Annotated in this window: 19 protein-coding genes; 8 read left to right on the top strand and 11 right to left on the bottom strand. The window is 62.7% G+C overall.

The window, feature by feature from the left end:
• Window positions 1–78: 78 nt before the first annotated feature.
• On the bottom strand, window positions 79–1,338 hold the full coding sequence (locus BSG19_RS19820) for an ABC transporter substrate-binding protein (RefSeq protein ID WP_092989754.1): 1,260 nt from the start codon (window positions 1,336–1,338) through the stop codon (window positions 79–81).
• Between the two features lie 249 nt (window positions 1,339–1,587).
• Here BSG19_RS19820 and BSG19_RS19815 point away from each other — a divergent pair, with 249 nt between their 5' ends.
• From BSG19_RS19815 to BSG19_RS19800, 4 genes are all read left to right on the top strand, one after another.
• On the top strand, window positions 1,588–2,316 hold the full coding sequence (locus BSG19_RS19815) for a GntR family transcriptional regulator (protein WP_092989815.1): 729 nt from the start codon (window positions 1,588–1,590) through the stop codon (window positions 2,314–2,316).
• A 69-nt stretch (window positions 2,317–2,385) separates the two neighbouring features.
• Window positions 2,386–3,051: a DUF2161 domain-containing phosphodiesterase gene (locus BSG19_RS19810; protein ID WP_092989753.1), complete on the top strand. Its 666-nt coding sequence runs from the start codon at window positions 2,386–2,388 to the stop codon at window positions 3,049–3,051.
• 78 nt (window positions 3,052–3,129) lie between these two features.
• Window positions 3,130–3,738 (top strand): pyridoxamine 5'-phosphate oxidase family protein, encoded by a 609-nt coding sequence (locus BSG19_RS19805; protein ID WP_092989752.1) that lies wholly within the window; start codon window positions 3,130–3,132, stop codon window positions 3,736–3,738.
• Between the two features lie 49 nt (window positions 3,739–3,787).
• On the top strand, window positions 3,788–4,459 hold the full coding sequence (locus tag BSG19_RS19800; protein ID WP_092989751.1) for an aspartate/glutamate racemase family protein: 672 nt from the start codon (window positions 3,788–3,790) through the stop codon (window positions 4,457–4,459).
• A 25-nt stretch (window positions 4,460–4,484) separates the two neighbouring features.
• Here the strand turns inward: BSG19_RS19800 and BSG19_RS19795 are convergent, their stop codons facing one another.
• The 4 genes from BSG19_RS19795 to BSG19_RS19780 all read right to left on the bottom strand — a co-directional run bounded on the left by BSG19_RS19795 (window position 4,485) and on the right by BSG19_RS19780 (window position 9,382).
• Window positions 4,485–5,459, bottom strand: coding sequence for an ABC transporter permease (locus BSG19_RS19795; RefSeq protein WP_092989750.1), 975 nt, complete (start codon window positions 5,457–5,459; stop codon window positions 4,485–4,487).
• Window positions 5,460–5,500: 41 nt separating this feature from the next.
• Window positions 5,501–7,054, bottom strand: coding sequence for a sugar ABC transporter ATP-binding protein (locus BSG19_RS19790; RefSeq protein WP_092989749.1), 1,554 nt, complete (start codon window positions 7,052–7,054; stop codon window positions 5,501–5,503).
• Window positions 7,055–7,176: 122 nt separating this feature from the next.
• Window positions 7,177–8,181: an ABC transporter substrate-binding protein gene (locus BSG19_RS19785; RefSeq protein WP_092989748.1), complete on the bottom strand. Its 1,005-nt coding sequence runs from the start codon at window positions 8,179–8,181 to the stop codon at window positions 7,177–7,179.
• A gap of 181 nt (window positions 8,182–8,362) precedes the next feature.
• Window positions 8,363–9,382, bottom strand: coding sequence for an aldo/keto reductase (locus BSG19_RS19780; RefSeq protein ID WP_092989747.1), 1,020 nt, complete (start codon window positions 9,380–9,382; stop codon window positions 8,363–8,365).
• Window positions 9,383–9,658: 276 nt separating this feature from the next.
• Between BSG19_RS19780 and BSG19_RS19775 the strand changes: the two genes are divergently transcribed.
• Complete coding sequence (locus tag BSG19_RS19775; protein ID WP_092989746.1) at window positions 9,659–10,549, top strand: GntR family transcriptional regulator; 891 nt, start codon at window positions 9,659–9,661, stop codon at window positions 10,547–10,549.
• 23 nt (window positions 10,550–10,572) lie between these two features.
• Here the strand turns inward: BSG19_RS19775 and BSG19_RS19770 are convergent, their stop codons facing one another.
• Genes BSG19_RS19770 through BSG19_RS19750 form a run of 5 tightly spaced genes read right to left on the bottom strand, consistent with a single transcriptional unit; the run spans window position 10,573 to window position 15,026 of the window.
• Window positions 10,573–11,088 (bottom strand): GAF domain-containing protein, encoded by a 516-nt coding sequence (locus BSG19_RS19770; RefSeq protein WP_210185403.1) that lies wholly within the window; start codon window positions 11,086–11,088, stop codon window positions 10,573–10,575.
• Window positions 11,089–11,147: 59 nt separating this feature from the next.
• Entirely contained in the window at window positions 11,148–11,957 is an 810-nt protein-coding gene (locus tag BSG19_RS19765; protein WP_092989745.1) for an ABC transporter ATP-binding protein, read from the bottom strand.
• Window positions 11,954–12,994 (bottom strand): FecCD family ABC transporter permease, encoded by a 1,041-nt coding sequence (locus BSG19_RS19760; RefSeq protein ID WP_092989744.1) that lies wholly within the window; start codon window positions 12,992–12,994, stop codon window positions 11,954–11,956. Before BSG19_RS19760 ends, BSG19_RS19765 begins: the two co-directional genes overlap by 4 nt.
• Window positions 12,991–14,037 (bottom strand): FecCD family ABC transporter permease, encoded by a 1,047-nt coding sequence (locus BSG19_RS19755; protein WP_170866046.1) that lies wholly within the window; start codon window positions 14,035–14,037, stop codon window positions 12,991–12,993. Before BSG19_RS19755 ends, BSG19_RS19760 begins: the two co-directional genes overlap by 4 nt.
• Entirely contained in the window at window positions 14,034–15,026 is a 993-nt protein-coding gene (locus tag BSG19_RS19750) for an iron-siderophore ABC transporter substrate-binding protein (RefSeq protein WP_092989742.1), read from the bottom strand. Before BSG19_RS19750 ends, BSG19_RS19755 begins: the two co-directional genes overlap by 4 nt.
• Before the next feature lie 296 nt (window positions 15,027–15,322).
• Here BSG19_RS19750 and BSG19_RS19745 point away from each other — a divergent pair, with 296 nt between their 5' ends.
• Window positions 15,323–17,455: a TonB-dependent siderophore receptor gene (locus BSG19_RS19745; protein WP_170866045.1), complete on the top strand. Its 2,133-nt coding sequence runs from the start codon at window positions 15,323–15,325 to the stop codon at window positions 17,453–17,455.
• A gap of 47 nt (window positions 17,456–17,502) precedes the next feature.
• Here the strand turns inward: BSG19_RS19745 and BSG19_RS19740 are convergent, their stop codons facing one another.
• The gene (locus BSG19_RS19740) at window positions 17,503–18,402 is read right to left on the bottom strand and encodes a helix-turn-helix domain-containing protein (RefSeq protein ID WP_092989741.1); all 900 of its coding nucleotides are present in this window, start codon (window positions 18,400–18,402) and stop codon (window positions 17,503–17,505) included.
• A gap of 307 nt (window positions 18,403–18,709) precedes the next feature.
• Here BSG19_RS19740 and BSG19_RS19735 point away from each other — a divergent pair, with 307 nt between their 5' ends.
• A complete protein-coding gene (locus tag BSG19_RS19735; RefSeq protein ID WP_092989740.1) occupies window positions 18,710–18,910 on the top strand; it encodes a hypothetical protein in 201 nt (66 codons plus the stop codon).
• 328 nt (window positions 18,911–19,238) lie between these two features.
• Complete coding sequence (gene treS / locus BSG19_RS19730; protein WP_092989739.1) at window positions 19,239–21,305, top strand: maltose alpha-D-glucosyltransferase; 2,067 nt, start codon at window positions 19,239–19,241, stop codon at window positions 21,303–21,305.
• Window positions 21,306–21,330 lie beyond the last annotated feature (25 nt).

The raw sequence follows: 21,330 nt of genomic DNA, 5'->3' as shown, positions 1-21,330 counted from the left end.
ACGGGGAGACTGCCCGAACCACATCGCGCCTCCGTTTCCGTCATCAGAGACGGAAACGGAGGACAGCCTTGGGAGGGCCTAGCGACTTTCTTTCAGCTTCTCCAGGCGGGCAGCCAAATCCTTCAGGCTGCTCTCGACCTCTTTGCTACCCGACAACATATCGTGGACGCTGCGATAGAACGCCTGAGAAACACGGTTGTAGCTGGTGCCCGTGTAACCGGAGGGCCGGCTTGCGCTATCGGCGAAGGCCTGCTGGTTGTCCTTGAGGAACGGGATCTTCTTCAGAACATCGGGATCGGTATAGAGCGCCGTGATGGACGGATTGAAGGCGGCATCGACGGCGCGCATCTTCTGCATGTCCGGCCCCGTGATGAAGTCGACGAAATTCGCCGCGATATCGGGCTTGGTGGAGAACTTCGAGACGCCGTAATACATCGGGCCGAGGCAACCGGACGACTTCTCGCCGGCCTTGCCGACCGGTAGCGGCATCATGCCGACCTTGTCGATCACGGCGCTGCCGGTCGTCTGGGACGTTCCCCAGACATAGGGCCAGTTGCGGTGGAAGACGGCATTGCCGGATTCGAAGACGGCACGCGAGGCTTCCTCATCGTAATTCAGCACACCTTCGGGGCTGATCGTGCCGATCCAGCTTTTGGCAAGCGTCAGCGCGCCGGCGGCCGCAGGATTATCGATCGTCACCTTGCCGTCGTCGGAAAGGATGGTGCCGCCGCCGCTGGAGCTGATCAGCTCGAGAGCGTCGCAGGTCAGCCCTTCGAAGCTCTTGGCCTGCCAGGCATAGCCCCACATGTCGGACTTGCCGTCGGCACGTTCCTTGTCCTGAATCTCCTTGGCGGTCGCGGTCAGCTCTTCCCAGGTCTTGGGCGCAGGCTTGCCGTATTTTTCCAGAAGATCCTTCCGGTAGAACATCAGGCCGACGTCCATGTAAGCGGGCATCGCCACGAGCTTGCCATCGAGCTTCGCTGCATTCAGCGTGGAGGCGAAGTGCTGGTCCTGATCGGCCTTGGGCACGACAGTCGAGAGGTCGAGCAGGTTGTTCTTGAACATGCCGAGCCAGATGACGTCGAGGAAGAGCACATCGACATCGGTAGACTTCGCAGCGAGCAGCTGCTGGTAGAGCGGGATCGCATCGTCCAGAAGTGCCGGCATCTTGTTGATTTTCGCCTCGTTCCCGGTCTTCTCCTTCCAGGCGGCGGCGGCCTTGGTGCAGAGTTCGAACTCGGTCGATGCGCAGAAGACCGACACGGTTTCGGCGTGTGCCGCGCCAGCGCCCATAAGCGCGAGAAGCGGAAGGCTGAAGGCAAGCTTTCGATTGAACATGACGGTCGTTCCCCTGTTCGATTTTTTCCTCTGACGGCGTCTTCATTCTGATTTTTGTCGGCCGCTGGTGATGATTGGACTGGATATGACCAGTTATGTCAATCGCTGTCGAATTTTATATTTCAGCCTTATGACAAGATCTGTAATGATGGCGCGAGCGGGAAAGGAATCCGGTTGGGCGACGGTGCGGCAGCAGACATTTTGGTGGACGGGAACCGGAGCGTGCCAGCCGATGCGCCGCTCGCCACGATGGTCCGTCATGATGATCCTCGGCCTCTGCACCAGCAGGTGAAGGATGCGCTGATGCGCGCCATCGAGGACGGTCGCCTGCCGCACAATGGCAAGCTGCCCTCCGAGCGCAAGCTCGTCGAATCCTTCGGCGTCAGCCGGATTACGGTGCGCCACGCGATCCAGGATCTGATCCGACAGGGCATGGTGAAAAGCCAGCCGGGCAAGGGGCTTTACGTCACACTGCGCCCGCGCGGCTATGAGTTGCAGGTACTGGAGAGCTTTACCGCCACCGCGCTTTCCACCAACCGGCAGCCCGGCAGCATGCTGGTGGAGGTGCAGGCCTACAAACCGGCCGCCGACATCACGCGCCCGCTGTTTCTCCCCGAAGGTGCGGAAGTGGTGATCCTCAAGCGGATCCGCCTCATCGACGGCGTGCCCGTCGCGATCCAGACGGACTGGCTGCCAGCCGCTCAGGTGCCGGGCCTGGCCGATCTCGACTGGACGGGCTCCAACCGCTCGCTCTATGCCGAACTGCGGGACCGCTATCATATCCAGCCCGGGCGCGGCCACACGACGCTGAGCGCCCGCATCGCTACACCCTGGGAAGCCGAACGTCTGGAGCTTGCGAGCCCCGCCGCGGTCCTCACCGTAGACCAGATCGTGTTCGACCGCCGCAACCGGCCGATCAACATGACGACCCTCATCCACCACCCCGAGCGATATCCACTGACGCTGACGCAGTCGTAGGTGCTGCTCGACAGGCTCGATCTGGCGGGCGATCTGCTGTAAAAGCCGGCCTTCGCACCGGAATCGATCGTGGAAACCACTCTCTATCTGCCCGTAAAGACATTTCTGGAAAGCTTCGGATTCGAGGTCAAAGGCGAAATCGCGAGCTGCGACCTCGTCGGCGTTCGCTCCGGGGAGCCTGATATCGTCGTGGTTTGCGAGCTGAAGCTGACCTTCAATCTGGAACTTATCCTGCAGGCCGTCGATCGGGCTGCCGTCTGCGACGAAGTGTGGATCGCCGCGCGGGTGTCGGCGAAGGGGCGCGGGCGGGAGGCGGACAAGCGCTATCGCGATCTCTGCCGCAGGCTCGGTATCGGCATGCTGGGCGTCGCCGATACCGGGGCCGTCAGCGTCATCGTCAGCGCCGTCTCGCCCATGCCGCGAACGAACCCGAAGCGCCGGGCACGCCTGGTCAAAGAACACCGTGCACGCCACGGCGACCCGACGGCGGGCGGCGGGGCGCGGGCGCCGGTCATGACGGCGTACCGCCAGCAAGCTCTTCTCTGCGCCGCAGCGATCCGCGCGGGCCGGGTGCGCCCTGTCGAGATGCGGCCGAAAGCGCCAAAGGCAGCTGCGATCCTTCAGGATAATGTCTACGGGTGGTTCGAACGCGTCGAGCGCGGGGTCTATCGCCTGACCGAAAATGGCCACAAGGCGCTGGAGCGCTGGCCGCAGATCGAAGACTCAGACCTGTAATCGCCGCCGTTCCGTGACCGGTCGAAAACTGTCATAAAACGGTGATAGAGGAGCGGAGACAAGGAGACGGGAAAGACCATGACGACCATCCGCACCATCGACCAGCTTGCCGACATCTATGACGGCGTCTCGGAAGCCTCCACCGCCAAGGTAACCTCGGCACTGACACCGGGATATCGCGCGATGATCGAGGCGTCGCCGTTTCTCGCCCTCGCAACCATCGGGCCGGAAGGCATGGACTGTTCGCCGCGTGGCGATGCGGCGAGCGTCGTTCGGGTTCACGACGAGAAGACCGTGCTCCTGCCGGACTGGCGCGGCAACAACCGCATCGATTCGCTCAGAAACATCGTGCGCGACCCGCGCGTCGCCCTCATGCTCCTCGTCCCCGGCTCGAACACGACCATGCGGATCAATGGCGCAGCCACCGTCTCGGTCGATCCGGAGCTTCTCGAAAGCTTCGAAATGGACGGCAAGCACCCGCGCAGCGTCATCGTGGTCGAGATCCAGGAGGTCTATTTCCAGTGCGCCCGCGCTCTTATCCGCTCCGAACTCTGGAATCCCGACCGCTTCCAGGACCCGGCCACCCTACCGAGCGCAGGTCAGCTTCTGAAGGAAGCAAAAGCCAGCTTCGATCAGGAGACCTATGATCGCGAGTGGGCGGCACGCGCCGCCAGGACGATGTGGTAGCCTCCTCATCTGAATTCAGGTTCGCCGCATAACAAGCATTCGAGAGAGCATGAAACATATCGTCGTCATCAACCCCAACACCTCGGCCGTCACCACGGCCATGATGACGGATCTCGTCCGCGCCTGCCTTCCGCCTGAGGTGACAGCGAGCGGCATGACCGCGAGCGTCGGCGTTCCCATGATCCTCGACCCTGCGCAGCTGGAAGCGTCCGTCGCAGGTGTGGTGGATATGGGCCTTTCCGCCGCGAGCAGCGCGGATGGCCTGATCATCTGCGCCTTCGGCGATCCCGGCATCGAGACACTGCGCCAAGGCGTCGATATCCCTGTGGCAGGGCTCTGCGAGGCCAGCATGCTCGAGGCCTCGGCAGGCGGACGCCGGTTCGGCATCGCCACCGTGACGCCCGAACTCGTCGGAAGCTTTGCCGAAAAGGCAGCAAGCCTCGGGCTCTCGGATCGCTTCACAGGCACGCGCCTGACGCCCGGGGATCCTTTGCGTCTGACCGGTGACCCGGACCGGCTGAACGAGGCGCTGGCAATCGCGGTCCGTCAATCGCTGGAACTCGACGGCGCGGATGTCGTCATCATCGGAGGCGGTCCGCTCGGTCGCGCGGCCGCGGCACTTCAGCAACAGGTATCGGCGCCGGTCATCGCCCCCATCGCATCTGCCGTCGCCTTTCTGCTGGCGCGGATGGCGGAGGCGGACGGGAGAGAAGCCGGGTGACCTTTCCCGCCCCCGAAGAAGGGGCTCAGCGCGAGCCGCGGCGACGCAACTGGTCGAAATAGACGATGATGATGATCAGGGCGCCGGTGATGATCCGCTGCCAGAACGAGTTGAGGTTCAGCAGGTTTGCGCCATTGTTGATCGTCGCCAGAATGAATGCGCCCAGCAGCGGCCCGTGGACGGAGCCGACCGCGCCGAAGAGGCTGGTGCCGCCGATGACCGAGGATGCGATCGCCTGAAGCTCCCAGCCTTCCGCCTGTGTCGCATTGCCGATGCCGATACGGGATGCGAGGAGAATGCCGACGAAGGCGGCGCAGGTGGAGGAAAGGATATAGGCGAGGTAGATCGTGCGCTCCACATTGACGCCCGAGAGGCGGGCCGCCTCGCGATTGGAACCGACGGCGAAGAGATATCGGCCCCAGCGGCTGAGATGCAGGAACACGAAGGCCGGGATGGCGACGACGATCACCATCCAGAACAGGCTGGGCACGCCGAGAAAATCGGCCCGGGAGAAGTTGGCAAAACTCTCGTCGGTGATGGAGATCGTCGAACCGTTGGTGATCAACAGGCCGATACCGCGCAGAGACGTCAGGGTTGCGAGCGTGATGATGAAGGCAGGCAAGCCCATGCGCACGATGCCGAAGGCATGGAAGGCGCCGATGAGTACGCCGATGAGCAGGGTGATGCCGATCGAGGGCCAGAGCGGTACGCCATGCGCCATCAGCCACGCGATCGTAACGCTGGAAAAGCCGACCACCGCGCCAACCGACAGGTCGATGCCGGCGGTGATGATGACGAAGGTCTGACCGACCGCGAGAATGGCCGTCATCGCGCCCTGCCGCAGCAGGTTGCTGATATTGTTGGACGTCCAGAAACTGTTGGTCGACAGGCCCAGAAGAAGCCAGAGGAACAGAAGAAGCCCGAGAAGCGTCAGGCCGAACAGGATGTTCATGCCCTTCTTCGGTACCGGCGCCGCCTCGGTCGTGGTCTCTACGCTCATGATTGTTCTCCACCCATCGTCAATGTCCGGTCTTTTCTTGGTTAGACGCCGATCGCCTGCGTCAGCACATCCTCATGGGACGCGGTGCGATAGGCGTGGCTTGCCACCAGTCTGCCCTGGCGGAACACGTGCAGGGTATCGGCGAGTTCGTAGACCTCCGGCAGGTAGGACGAGATCAGGATGATGCCGGCGCCCTCTTCCAGAAGTTTCGAGAACAGCCGGTAGATCTCGGCTTTCGTGCCGACATCGACGCCGACGGTCGGCTCGTCGAAGATGAAGAGCTTGGCGCCGTGGCTCAGCCATTTGCCGATGACGATCTTCTGCTGGTTGCCGCCCGACATGGCTGAGGCCAGCACCCGCCTCGTCGGCGTCTTGATCTTCAGGTCGCTGATCTGCCGGTCTGCATTGGCGATCTCGCGTTTGCGATTGATCGTCAGGCCGTTCGACAGCCGGTCGAACACCGGCAGGTTGATGTTGAGGCCAATCGGCAGGTTGAGGCAGAGACCTTGATCGCGGCGACTTTCCGGCGCGAGCGCAATGCCGAGATCCATGGCGATACGCTCGTTGCGGATATCGACTTTGTTGCCCTCGAACAGGATCTCGCCGGCCGTTACCTTCTCGCGCCCGTAGAGGCCCAGGGCAAACTCGCTGCGCCCGGCGCCGATCAGCCCGTAGAGACCGACGATTTCGCCCGCGCGCACGGTCAGCGAGATGTCCTGGAACCCCGGGCCCGAAAGCCCACGCGTTTCCACGATCGGCTTGCCGATCGGCAATGTTTCTTTGTGGTACACCTGTTCGATCGAGCGGTTGATCATCATCGAGATCAGCTCGGCATCGTTCGTCTCGCCGATCAGGCGAGTGCCGACATGCGTGCCGTCGCGCAGAACGGAAACACGGTCGGCGAGCTCGAACACTTCCTCCATGCGGTGGCTGATATAGACGATGGTGACGCCCTGCCCCTGCAAGCGGCGGATCAGCCGGAAGAGCTGCGCCGATTCCTGTCGCGTCAGATAGGCTGTCGGCTCGTCGAAGATGAGAAACTGCGTGCCACGCATGGCGGCGCGGGCGGTGGCGACCAGTTGTTGCTGGCCGATCGTCAGGTCTGAGAGCAGCGCGCCGGCCGGCAGGTTGAAGCCGAGATCGTTCAGCACGGCCTGGGCCGCGTCCGTCATGGCCCGCTTGCGCATCAGGCCGCGCCGGTTCATCTCGTCGCCGAGGAACATGTTCGCCGCGACCGTCAGGTGCGGGCAGAGCACGACCTCCTGATGCACGGCATTGATGCCGCGCGAAATGGCTTCGTTCGGATCGGCGAGCGGCACCGGTTGGCCACACCAGATGACCTCTCCGGAGGTGCGCCGGATGACGCCCGTCAGGAGTTTGATCAGCGTCGATTTCCCCGCGCCGTTCTCGCCGACGATGGCGTGGATTTCGCCCGAAAGGAAGGTGATGGAGGCAGGCCGCAGCGCTTCCACCGTTCCGTAGCGCTTGTGCAGGCCGCGCAGCTCGAGGATCGGCGCGCCCTTGGCGACAGGTCCGCCCGAAAGCGCCTCGACCTCCGCGTCATGCCGGTGGGTCACATCGTTCAATCCGGTCATTCGGCTCTCCTCTCGAGGTCGAGCACGGGCGCGGCAACCTCGTCCAGACAAGGCGCGCCACGACCGCGTGGATCGATAACGGCAAGGCCCTGCTCCCGCAGCGCCCTGCCGTCCGACGATTTTCAGTTGATCTTGGGATTGAGGAGAGCGTCGATCTTCGGATCGGCCATGTTGGCCTTGGTGACGAGATTTGCGCCGGTGTCGACGTTGGCCTCGACCTTCTCCTTCTTCGAGACGGCAAGCGCCGTCTTGATGCCGTCATAGCCCATCCGGTAAGGATCCTGCACCACGAGACCGGCGAGAACGCCTTCCTTCAGGAAGCCGACCGTCTTCTCGTCGCTGTCGAATCCGATGACCTTCACCTTTTCGCCCAGCTTGTTCTCGGCAATGGCCTGACCGACGCCCTGCGCCATGATCAGGTTGGAGGCGAAGACGCCGACGAGGTTGGGGTTCGCCGTGATGAGGTCGGTCATGATGTTGAGGCCGGTGGAGGCCTGACCATCGGCATACTTGTCGGCGACGACCTTCAGACCCGGATATTTGGACTTGATCTGATCGAGGAAGCCCTCCTTGCGCTGCTCCAGAGAGCCGGCACCCGGCGTGTTGGTGATGATGGCGATCTCGCCTTCGTCCTTGCCGGTCGCTTCCTTGATCGCCGCAGCCAGACCATCGGCTGCAATCCGCCCGCCCTGAACGTTATCGGTCGTCAGGAACGAGCTGAAGGCCTTGGAATCCGCACCGGAGTCGATGCCGATGATGGGAACCGACTTGGCGGCTTCATCGACCGGCTTGCCGAGCGCCTTGAACTCCGTCGGCGAAATGACGATGGCAGCGGGGCTGCCGGCAACCGCATTCTCCAGAATGCTGATCTGGCCGTTCACATCGGTCTCCGCCTGCGCGCCGAGTTCCGGCACGTTGACGCCGAGGTCCTTGCCGGCCGCGCGAGCGCCGGCGAGAACGATCTGCCAATAGAAAGAAGTCGTGTCCTTGACGATGATCGGAATGGTGACGTCTTGGGCAACCGCGCCCATCGGCATCATTGTGGCGATGACCGCTGCGCCGGCGACGCTTGCAAGCGAGCGACGGGCGAAGGCGCGGCGCGACAGAATGTGGTTCAGCAGTGTCATGGTGTTGTTCTCCTCCAACAACGTCTTGTTTCGTTCTCCTCCAACCGTACCGAAGACGCGGCGATACGATCTTTATCTATAAAAAACATATTGTGGTTTCGACGCTAACCCAAGACTGACGAACTTGCAACCGGCATCCTCACGGCACGCAGAGCCCTCCCCGGCTCTGCCTCATCGCCGATCAAACGCGCACGGCTTCTGTTCCCAAAGGGGGCGCGACAAGGGTGTGCGCATCGTATGGACCAAAATCGTCGGGCTGAAGCCGGTGAGCCTCCAGCGCCATGTTGCGCGTCAGGCTGGAAGGCTTGGCCGTGCCGAGAAGGACCGATGCGACCAGCGGGTTCTGCAGCGGAAACTGCATGGCCGGAGCGGCCAGCGACACGCCCTGAGACGCCGCGATCTTCTCCATGGCTGACACCTTTTCGAGAACCTCCGGCGAGGCCGGCCCGTAATCGAAATGCGCGCCATCGACCGCGCCTGTCGCGAGGATGCCGGAGTTGAAAACGCCGCCCACGACCAGCGAGGTGTTTTTCGCGTGGCAGAGAGGCAGCAGTTCCGAAACAGCGGTCCGGTCGAGAAGGGTGTAGCGGCCGGCGAGCAGAATGCAGTCGAGATCGGCTTCGCGCATCACGTCGAGGCAGACCGGCACCTCGTTGACGCCAAGACCATAGGCGGAGATGGCGCCGCTCGACTTCAGCGCGTCCAGCGCCTTCAGGCCGCCATCGAGCAACTGCCTGAGGTAGACGGCGTTGCGCTCGGCGCCATGGGTATAGACGCCGATGTCGTGCACGAACAGGATGTCGAGGCGGTTGAGGCCTGTGCGGGCATAGCTGAACTCGACGGAGCGCATGATGCCGTCATAGGAATAGTCGTAATCCGTTTCGAAGGGCAACGGATCGACGAAGCCGAAATCCGGCACTTTGTCATCGGCAACGGGGCGCAACAGCCGACCGACCTTCGTGGAAAGCACATAACTGCCGGACGGCTTGTCCCGCAGAAAATCGCCGACACGCCTCTCGGCGAGCCCAAAGCCGTACCACGGCGCGGTATCGAAAAACCGCATGCCGGAATCCCAGGCAGCCTCCAGCGTCTCCATCGCCGTGTCGCGCGGGCAGGTACGGTACATGCCGCCTAGCGGCGCGGTGCCGAAGCTGTATTCCGTGACGGAGAGGTTTGTCGTGCCGATCTTACGCGTCTTCATCGCATCATCTTCCGTCTGAACCCCTGCTATCCGGACCACGGCCGAGCCGTCTTGGTCAGCACCAAGTGGGCTCTCAAGATCCGTCGATTTGTTATTTTATCTACAATAGACAGTTTTCCGTCAACTTGTATTATGCGCGCTGGATGACGCGCCCTTGCTCCTGTAGATGTCGCTTATGGAGGCTGGAACGGCAGCCGATGCGGCGTCGGGGACAAGGGGATACGGGGCGCGCGATGACAGGCGGCAACAGGCCTGTCCATTGCACCGGGAACAGGAATGGCGAAACAGAACACGGTCTTCAAGGACGCCTTCAACCGGTGTCTGACACTCATCGCAGAAGCCGATGCGCTTCCCTCCGAGCTTGAACTCGGCACGTCCCTCGGCGTGAGCCGCACAACCGTGCGCGCCATTCTCACACACCTGAAGACGCTCGAGATCATCTCCTGGGACAAGCGCACCAAGGCCATGCTGCGCGCGCCGCGACCTGCGGATTTCTTCTCGGCCGAAGAAACCAGCTCGCTTGCGGAGATCATCGAGCGGAGCTTCATGCGGCGGATCCTCGCCGGCGGCGCCGAACCGGGCATGCAGATCAACGAGCTGGAGCTTGCCCGCGATATCGGCACGGGCACGACCAGCGTGCGCGAATTCCTCATCCGCTTCAGCCGTTTCGGGCTGATCGAAAAGAGGCCGAACAGTCATTGGGTATTGAAAGGCTTTACCCGTGATTTTGCGCTGGAACTGACCGAGATCCGCGAGATGTTCGAGCTCCGCTCCGCCGCCGGTTTCGCCGCGTTGCCGGAAGATCATCCGGCGTGGCACGATCTTGAGGAAATGGAGGCGCTCCATCGCGACATGCTGGCGAACATCGACACGCGGTACCGCGATTTCTCGGAACTCGACGAGCGCTTCCACCTTCTGGTGCATCGCTCGTCGAGCAATCGTTTCATCATCGATTTCTACGACATCATCACCATCGTCTTCCACTATCACTACCAGTGGAACAAGGCGAACGACCGCGAACGGAATGCGCGGGCGGTGCAGGAACATCTGAATTACATCGCGGCGCTGAAAACCCGCGACCTGCCGACCGTGGAGCGCGCCTGCCGGCAGCACCTGCGCTCGGCGCGCGAAACCCTGCTGCAATCGATCCAGCAGCCGGACGTCTGAGGGAGATCGGGCCGGCGCTCGCTTCAGACGACGGCGACGTTTTCGCTATCCGTGCTGCGGCCTGCTGCCAGCAGCATGCAGACCGCGCCGGGAAGCTTCAGCGCCTCCGCTGCCGCAACGCGTTCCGGCGTATAGAAACCGGCCTCGTGCAGGCAGTTGATGGTGCCGATCACGGTTCCCCCGACGACGATCGGCACGTTGATCACCGACTGGCAGCCAAGGGAATCGATGAGCTCGTAATCGCCGAACACCGCAGCGATCTCCTCGATCGTGTTCGCCACGAAGGTCTGCTGCTGCGTGAGGGTGATATCGGACCAGTGCGTCTCGTTATAGGGCTTGGTGCCGGAGACCGGGTACTGGTCCGGCATATTGGAATAGACCCGCTCGGCGACGCGTGTCGTCGTGTCGCTCGTCATGATGGTGAAGAGCTTCACCCCGACCAGCGACTGCGTCAGGGCCTCCAGAGCAGCATAGGCCGCCATCGGCTGCCCCTCTCCGGCCAGCGCGGCAACGAAGGCCGTATAATCCGTGGTCGTCATGGCTGTCTCCATCGAGATGCAAGGTCGGGATGCGGCGTAACATCCGTCGGGGCCGAAGATCAACGCCCGATACCGGCCATCCTGTGGCGTCCGATGGGCAGCATCATCGGGCGACCGGACAAGGGATCTTCGACAATGCGGCTTTCGAGGCCAAAGACGTCGTGGACCATGCCTTCTGTCAGCACCTCTTCAGGCGTGCCGAAAGCGTGAACTCGGCCTCCGGCCATCGCCACGAGAACATCGGCATAGCGTGCCGCGAGGTTCAGATCATGCAGCACCATCACGACCGTCGTACCGCGCTCGCGGTTGAGATCTGTCAGGAGATCGAGCACCTCGATCTGATGGTTGATGTCGAGGAAGGTCGTGGGTTCGTCCAGCAGCAGGATTTCAGTCTCCTGGGCCAGCGCCATGGCGATCCAGACGCGCTGGCGCTGGCCGCCGGAAAGCTCGTCGACGGGCCTCTCTGCGAGATCGAAGGTTCTGGTGGCCGTCAGCGCACCATCCACGGCCTCGTCGTCCTTCCGCGTCCAGCGAGAGAAGAGGCTCTTGTGAGGATGGCGGCCGCGGCTGACGAGATCGGCGACGGTAATGCCCTCCGGCGCGATGGGCGCTTGCGGCAGCAGGCCGAGCGTGCGGGCGAGCTGACGCGCCGGCGTGCGGTGGATCGACCTGCCGTCAAGCAGCACATGGCCCTTCGTCGGGACAAGCAGCCGCGACAGCGTGCGCAGGAACGTGGATTTTCCACAGGCATTGGCGCCGACGATCACGGTGATCCTGCCTGTGGGGATCGTCAGGTCGAGTCCTTTAAGGATCTCCTTGCCGTCATAGCCGGCTGAAAGTCCCGTTGCGACGAGGGAGTGATCGGTCACAGCGAACCTCCTGTCCGGTTGACGCGGACGATCAGGAAAATGAGGTAAGGGGCGCCAAGGGCGCCGGTAATGACACCGACAGGGTAACGACTGGGCAGCAGCACCTGCCCGACATAGTCGCCGACAAGCACAAGGATCGCCCCGACCAGAGCTGCCGGCAGGAGCAGGGATCCGGTCGAACGAACGATGCGCGCCGCGATCGGTCCTGCGAGGAAGGCGACGAAGGCGATCGGCCCGGTGACGGCGGTCGCCGCCGCGATCATGCCGACGGCGGAGATGATGACCAGCATCCGGGTTTGCGAGACGCGAACACCGAGTGCCGAAGCGGTATCGTCACCGAGCCTGAGCGCTTCGAGATCACGCGTGCGGCTGAGAAGGATACCGCCGAAGACGACAAGCGCCAGAAGAAGCGGCAGGGCCTGCTGCAACTGGGCGCCGTTGACGCTGCCCGTCAGCCAGCGCATCGCCTCCTGCAGGCTCCAGGAGGGCGCGGTTGAGAGGATATAGGCGATGACGCTTTGCAGCATGGCAGACACCCCGATGCCGACCAGGATGAGACGCGTGCCGCCGACGCCATTTCGGAACGACAATCCGTAGACGAGCAAGGCAACCCCAAGCCCGGCGCCGACTGCCAGCAGCGACACCACTGGCCCCGACATCTGGAGAACGACGATGGCAAACACCGCTGCGGCACCCGCGCCCGAGGTGATGCCGATAATATCCGGGCTCGCCAGCGGATTGCGCAGCATGATCTGAAAGGCGACGCCGCCGAGCCCGAAGCAGAGGCCGGAGAGAATCGAGAGGACCGCGCGCGGCAGGCGCAGTTGCCCGACGGTGAAGGACGTGCCGGGAACGGGCTCGCCCGAGAGCACCCTGAGGACATCCAGTGGCGAGACGATGCTCTTGCCGACGGAGAGGGTTATGCCGAAGACGACGACCACCAGCGCGAGCAGAAGGCCGAGCGCTGTCAAATGACGGCGTGCACGACGACGGCGATGATCGGTAAGGAAATCGATTGTTCGGGACGGCACGCTCACAGCTCCCTCACCCGCTGCCGCCGCACGATCCAGATGAAGAACGGGGCGCCGATCAGCGCGGTGATGATGCCGACATCGATTTCACCCGGCCGCGCCACGATGCGCCCGAGAATATCGGCGCCGAGCAGCAGAGCCGCGCCGCCGAAAGCCGAGAACGGCAGCAGCCAGCGGTGATCGACGCCGATCAGGGTGCGGCACAGGTGCGGCACCACAAGGCCGAGAAAGCCGATCGGACCGCAAACGGCCGTTGTCGCACCGCAAAGCAGGATGGCGCCGAGCGAAGCGACGGCACGGGCCGCTGCGACATGCTCGCCAAGGCCAGCGGCGACATCGTCGCCAAGGGCCAGCGAGTTCAGCTTGCGGGCGGAAAGGAGGCTGATGACAAAGCCAATGCCCAGAAATGGCAGAACGGGAACCACACGTTCAAAGGTCGCACCGCCAACGCCGCCAATCTGCCAGGCATGGATGCCGCCTGCGATATCGCCGCGTGGCAGAACGACCGCGATGACCAGCGAGGCGAAAGCGACGGAGGTCGCAGCGCCCGCAAGCGCCAGCTTGAGCGGCGTTGCCCCGCCGCGGCCGAGCGATCCGATGGTATAGACGAAGACCGCCGCACCGCCCGCACCCGCGATCGCCGTCCAGATATAGGCCTGCGCCGAGGTGATCCCGAACCAGGCCACGCCGATGACCACGGCAAGAGAGGCCCCCATATTCACGCCGAGAATGCCGGGATCGGCGAGCGGATTGCGCGTCACGCCCTGCATGATCGCGCCGGCAAGGCCGAGCGCGGCACCCGAGAGCACAGCAAGAAGGGTGCGCGGAATACGAAGTGCGACGGCCGCCTGTCCAATCGTTTCCTGCCCGCCGCGCACCGCCGCCATGATGTCGGCCCAGGCGACACTGCGTGTGCCAATGGTGACCGACAGCGCCGCAAGCAGCGCGAGCACACCCACGAGCGCGAGAAGCCAGAGCGCGCGCATGCGGCTGGAGCGGGCGACCATGCCGTGGAGGCGCGCGGGAGCTTTGATCGAGGCCGATGTCATTTCCGGGTCTTGGCCGCCTCGCTCAGCCGCGCGACGTAATCCTTCAACACCCAGCGGATCGAAAGCGGCGTCGGGTTGGCGGCGTTGCCGACCGGATCGTTGCCGAGCATGACAAGGGCACCGTTGGCAACGGCTGGCATGTGCCGTGTCAGCGGATTGGCCTTGAGCGAATTGAAAAGCGCCTGATCTCCGTAGGTCACAAGAATATCGACATCATCGAACGCGTCGATCTGCTCGGCGCTGACGGACCCGGAATATTTCCCCGGCTGCGATGCCTGGAGAACGCTTTTCGGCGAGGCCAGCCCCAGATCTGCGAAGAACTTCACCCGCGTGTCGTTGGTCGTGTAAAAATTGATGATGCTGAGGTCAGAGGCACTCAGATGCGTGATGAACATCGCCGATTTGCCCTTCAGTTCCGGATGTCCGACGAGCGTCTTGGTGATGTCGGCCTCGATCCCGGCAATCAGCGCCTCGCCCTCCTTCGCCATTCCAAGCCCGGCGCTGTCGAGCCGGATCGTCTCGCGCCAGTCGGTGGACCACGGCGCCTGCGGATAGGCAATGACAGGTGCGATCTGGCTCAGCGTGTCGTAATCTGCCTGGCTGATACCGGAATAGGCCGCGAGAATAACATCAGGATCGGTCGCTGCGACCGCTTCGAAGTCGATACCGTCGCCTTCGTCGAACAGCACCGGCGTCTCCCCGCCCAGTTCATCGAGACGCGCCTTGACCCAGGGCAGAATGCCGTCATTGTCGTCGTCGCCGAAGTTCGCGCGTGCCATGCCGACGGGGACGACGCCAAGTGCGAGCGGCACTTCATGGTTCGCCCAGGCAACCGCGGCCACACGCTCCGGCTTCTTTTCAATGATGGTCGTACCGAATGCATGATGGATGGTGATCGGGAAACGAGCCTCCTCGGCGGCCTGCGCATGGCCCTGCGCGAGCAACCCGAAGATCACGACGACCTGTGCGGCGAAGCGGAAAAACTTCATCTCCCGATCCCTTCAATGGACATAAGTTGACCTCCACTCTCAGCTTCAACCCGTGTCGTCAACGGCAAAGCTGCGACACCCGGGAAAGCGGGTATAGTTAGCCATCGGATTCTACAAAACCGGTGGATTCGACAATACTCGATAAAATGGCTCCAGTTATAGGGAAGCGGGGACGAACACGCGGTCGGACGATCCGGACGCCGAGACAACACGCCGACATGCGGTGCGGACCCCATCAGGAAACATCGACCGGTCCTGCCGGCCGCCCTCGCGTCACGTCAATCTGGATACTGCACATGGACATCGATAGAACACGCAACCACCGGAGGCTCGCGCCGCTTTCCCGCCGGAGCGCCATCCTCCTCGGCTGCACGGCCTTGGCCGCCTTGTCGCCATCGATCGCCTCTGCCCAGGACGCAGCAAGCGGCGCGACCGCGCTTGAAACCATCGTCGTCCAGGGCGGTTCGAGCGGAACGCTGCTCAACACGGACAATGATTCGCAATCCATCGTCGCCACGGAAACAACCGCCACCGGCAAGCTGCCGACGGACATCCTGAAGGCGCCGGCCTCGGTTTCCGTCATCACCTCGAAGGAGATACAGCAGCGCGGCGCTGATACCGTCGAGCAGGTGGTTCAGTATACCGCCGGTGTCATCACCGACTTCTACGGCTCGGATGACCGATACGACTATTTCGACATTCGCGGCTTCACGCCCTACACCTACCGTGATGGCCTTGCGATCGGCCGGACCTTTGCCGGCACCCGCGAAGAGCCCTACGCCTATGAGCGGATCGAAGTGCTGAAGGGCGCAAGCTCCTCCGGCTTCGGAGCGGCCGAGCCGGGTGGGTCGGTGAACTACGTCACGAAGACACCGAAGCGGGAGCGGTTCGGCGAGGTGTACGGCACCGCAGGTTCGTTCGCGCACAAGGAACTTGGCTTCGACTTCGGCGACAACCTGACGGCAGACGACACGCTGTCCTACCGGCTTACGGGCAAACTCCAGCGCGCCGATGCCGAATACGACCACTCACAGGACGACGAGAACTTCATTATGGGTGGCCTGACCTGGCGGCCGGATGCGGCCACGAACCTCACCGTCGTCTTCGATCACCTCGACAAGGACGGCGTTCCCGGCAGCGGCGGGCATCCGCTGGGAACGGATTTCGACAGGGACACGTTTTTCGGCGAGCCGGACTATTATTTCAGCGAAACGAACCGTAACAGCTATAGCGTCATGTTCGACCATGACTTCGGCAACGGTCTGAGCTTCGGTTCCAACGCGCGCTACAGCAACCTCAATGACGGGTTCGGCAGTGCCTATATCGGGGGGACGCCGACCGACGGCTCGACGACCGCGAGCCGGTATTTCTTCGGCAGCGACAAGTCCTCCGAGCAGTTCATCATCGATGCGAACCTCGTCTACGAGACGCGCACCGACACGATAGAGAGCCGCACGCTGTTTGGCACCGATTACAACAGGTTCGAATCCGACACCGACAATTTCTATACGTCGGCGCCATCGATCGACTGGGAAAACCCGATCTACTCCGGCGGTCCAGGTAGCCTGTCGCCCTATTCCAGCGTCAACAACGACCAGAAGACGGCTGCCGTCTACATGCAGCAGGATCTGACTTTCTTCGACAAGCTGACGGTCAGCGTCGGCCTGCGCAACGACTGGCTTGACCTTAGCGAAACCGACCGTCTCGCCGGCTCCACAGCTTCGGGCGACCACAGCGAATTTACGAAGCGCATCGGTGCGAGCTACAAGATCACCGAGGAACTCGCGCCCTACATCAGCTATGCCGAATCTGCGGCGCCGCCCGCCTCCGGCGCGGATCCGACGACCGGCAAGCAATACGAGGTCGGCATCAAGTACCGGCCCGAGGCCTTCCCTGCTCTCATCACCGCATCCATCTACGATCTCACCAAGGGTAACATCACCGTTTACGATCAGGTGACATACCTGCCGCAATCGGTGGAGAAGGTGCGACATCGCGGGTTCGAGCTGGAGGCCAAGGCCGAAGTTACGGATAAGATCGAGATCATCGCGGCCTATAGCTACATCGACTCCAAGATCGACGAGCCGGGCGGCGCCAATGACGGCAACCGGTTGATGCGCGTGCCTGAGCACCTTGCCTCGATCTGGGGCACCTACACGCTTCCGGGACAAGGCGCGCGCGGCGACATGACCTTCGGCGTCGGTGCTCGCTACCTCGACTCGTACTACACCGACATCGAGAATACGAAGACGTCGGAAAGCGCCGTCGTGTTCGACGTGGCCTATACGTACAAGGTTCAGGAGAACACGACGTTTCAGCTGAACGTCAACAACGTGTTCGACGAGAAGCACATTGCCAGCACCGATTCGGGCGCTGTCTACTACAATCCCGGCCGAAAGGTGATGGCGACGCTTCGCCAGACGTGGTGACCTGACGAGGCTGATACCCGCCCTGCGTGTTTCGCGCCGGGCGGGCGTCAGAGCGATCGGATCTGCTGCAAACGCCGCCACGCCGCCGGTGTCTCGCCTTCCACCTGACGGAAGACCTTGGTCAGGTGCGCCTGGTCGGAGAAGCCGAGCTGTGCCGCAATGCTGGCCACAGGCAATTCATTGGTTCCGAGCATCTGCTTGGCCTGTTCGATCCGCTTGCACAGCTGCCATTGCAGCGGCGTCTGCCCCGTGGTCTTCTTGAACACGCTCGAGAACCAGCTTTCCGAAAGTCCGACCGTTGCAGCCATGTCGGCCACCGACATGCGATAGCCGCCGACCTTGTCGATATGAACGAGCAGTTTGTTCATCTGGGCCTGCGTCAACCGCCCCCCGGTCTTCTGGTCGGCTTCGCCGGGGATATCCAGCAGCCCTGACACGATGCTGCCGACGAGGCTTTCCGCGTAGACGGCATGTCTGGTCGGAGACCGGATCTCGGTTGCGAGCAGCCGCGCCAAGGCATCGATACCGGCGATATCATTGAGTTCGGCCGGGCGGCGAAGGGCTGCCTGCGCACAGGAAATGCCGACCGTCGGCGAGAGGTAGCGGAGAAGCCGGTCCTTGTGCAGGTGGAGATTGAGATGGCTGAAACGATGCGCGCTCCGGCTCGTCGTCCACATCGGCATACCCGCGGGCACATAGACAGCGCGGGGCATTGCGCGAGCATTGCGGGTGAAATCATCGCTCCGGTTGGAGATGCGCACGTTCGGTGAAACGTCGTTGAAGAAGAACATGATACGCGGATCGTCTGCCAGATAGTAGCCACTGGCCCCGGCCTGACTTTCCGCCTCCCAGAGTACGGTTACCATGCCATCCAGCTGCCGCCACTGTACGGGAGCAGAAACAGTGATCCCGTCCGTCTTCCACGACATCGTATGCCAGAAGCTCATGATGAAGTGCTCGCTCGCTTGAACCCCGTTCGTCGGCTTGCAGATACGTAAGGCGCGCCGTCGCATGCCGCGTTAAGCTGATCGTTTTTGTCAGATTTAGCGCGGCAAGACAAGGCGCGTTCTTCCGGTTAAGCTCTTCGGGCTGAGCGATCGAAGGCCGTGTGCCGTATAGGCAAGAGGACGCAGCGCCGCGTGACGATCGGGCAGCGCGCTGGCCCGGCTGGAGCTGAAATCCGCTTCTTTTATGAAAAGCTTGGACAATTCTGCTTTCGCGGATAGGTTACTCTGGCTAACCAAGGAGGCAAAATTGAACCGCAACACCATTATCGCAGCCGTTGTCGCTGTCATCGTCGTCATCGTTCTCTGGAGCGTCCTGCGCACGCCTGAGCCGGCTCCGGCACCGCCAGCAACGCCGCCGGCAGCTTCGACCCCTGCTCCCGCTCCGACAACGACACCGCCGGCCACCACGACGCCGGCTCCGGCACCTGCCACACCGCCGGCAAACTAATCGGAAAGGCGGCCGCTTCATAAGAAAGCGGCCGCTGACCATTGTGCCACGCCGCCCGCGATCGAGGCGTTAGAACCTCGTAGCGCCGGCGTGTGACATTTCGCGTTCCGGATGCCCCGGACGCAGACGCCGTGCAAATGCTCAGTGATGTCACGGGAACTCTGGCTGCACCTTTCCCGTGCGTGGATGATAACGTCCGCACCACCATTTCTCCGCCCGACAGCTGACTGAAGTGCGACCCAGCCGTTTCCTTTCGCCGCGCGACGCCTACATCGAACAGCGTGGACCAGAGGCATGACCAGAAACAGGCGCGGGATCAGAACCTGAGATGACATCACTACCCAAAGACGACATCGAGAAGCTCGTATCCTCCTCCATGCTGCATCAGGCACGGCAATTTGCCGAGAATTATGGTGGACAGGGTCGTTTCTGGCAGCGGCCTTATGCAGAACCGCGCCCTCGCTCGGCTTCCGCCATCGCCTCCGTCTGGTTTACGGCCTACCCGCCTTCGGTGATCACAGCGGAAGGAGACTCCGTCCTCAAGACGCTGGGCGACCCCCAGCTCTGGTCGGCACTGTCGTCCATCGGCGTGCGGGGCATCCATGTCGGCCCGACGAAGAGATCCGGCGGGATCAAGGACGGCGCCTACACGCCGACCATCGACGGCAACTTCGACCGCATCGGCTTCGATATCGACCCGGCCTTCGGCACGACGGAAGAGTTCGTCGCCATCAGCCGCATGGCCGCGGCCTTCAACGCCATCGTCATCGATGACGTCATCCCCTCCCACACCGGTAAGGGCGCGGATTTCCGCCTCGCCGAGATGAAGGTCGGCTCTTATCCCGGCCTCTACCACATGGTGGAGATCCCCGAGGAGGAATGGCCGCATCTGCCAGACGTGCCCGAAGGGCGGGATGCCGTGAACCTTGGCACCGAGGCTGTCGATTACCTCAAGGAAAAGGGGTTCATCGTCGGCCAGCTCCAGCGCGTCATCTTCTTCGAGCCGGGCGTGAAGGAAACCGACTGGAGCGCCACGGCGCCGGTCGAAGGCGTGGATGGCAAGCTGCGCCGCTGGGTCTACCTCCACTACTTCAAAGAAGGACAGCCGAGCCTGAACTGGCTCGATCCGACCTTTGCGGCGCAGCAGATGATCATCGGCGATGCCCTCCACTCCATCGATCAGCTGGGCGCGCGCGGTCTTCGCCTCGATGCCAACGGCTTCCTCGGCGTCGAGCGTCGGTTGGACGGCCCCGCCTGGTCCGAAAGCCACCCGTTGTCGCTGACGGGTAACGCGCTGCTCGCTGGCATGGTGCGCAAGGCCGGCGGCTTCTCGTTCCAGGAACTCAACCTGACGGTCGACGACATCGCCGCGATGTCGAAAGGCGGCGCCGATCTCTCCTATGACTTCATCACGCGCCCCGCCTATCACCATGCGCTTTTGACCGGAAACACCGAATGGCTGCGCATGATGTTGCGCACCGTGCATGAGTTCGGCATCGATCCGGCATCTCTCATTCACGCGCTTCAGAATCACGATGAACTGACGACGGAACTTGTCCATTTCTGGACGTTGCACGCGGACGACATCTACAGCTTCAGCGGCCAGACGTGGCAGGGCCGGACCCTGCGCATGCACCTGCGCGACGTGATCCGCGAGCGGCTGTCCGGTGCCAATGCCCCCTACAACCTTCCCTTCGTCACGAACGGAATCGCCTGCACGACGGCCAGCGTCATCACGGCAGCCCTTGGCATTTCCGATCTCGACACGATCGACGACGACGCTCTGAAGCTCATTCGCAAGATCCATCTGTTGCTGGTCATGTACAACGCCTTCCAGCCCGGCATCTTCGCCTTGTCCGGCTGGGATCTGGTCGGCGCGCTGCCGGTGAGCCCGGACGACGTGCAACATCTGATGGGAGACGGCGATACGCGCTGGATCGAGCGCGGCGCCTACGACCTCACGGGCCAATCGGATGCCGGGCAGTCGGCCGAAGGCGTACCGCGCGCCCGCGCGCTCTATGGCCCGGTAACGGAGCAACTGACGCAGCCGGATTCCTTTGCAAGCCAGCTGAAGCGTCTCCTTTCGGTCCGCGAAGCCTATGGCCTTGCCGCCAGCCGGCAGGTGATGATCCCTGACACGACATCGCCGGGCCTGCTCATCATGGTTCACGAGCTGCCGGACGGGCGTGGCACGCAGGTGACCGCGTTGAATTTCGGCGATACGGCGCTGGAAGAGGTGATCGTGCTGCCGCAGGTGACGCCTGGGCCGGTGGTCGACATGATCGGCGAAACGATCGAGGGCGACCTTCAGGAAGACGGCGCGCTGACCATCAACCTCGAACCCTATGAGGGTCTGGCGCTTCGCATCGTGGGAACACTGCCGACCCTGCCTTGACGGACATTGCCTGTGGAGTGCCCCT

It is taken from the genome of Rhizobium sp. NFR03 (assembly GCF_900111275.1).
Classification (GTDB): Bacteria; Pseudomonadota; Alphaproteobacteria; order Rhizobiales; family Rhizobiaceae; genus Ferranicluibacter.
This window is presented reverse-complemented; position numbering and strand designations above follow the sequence as displayed.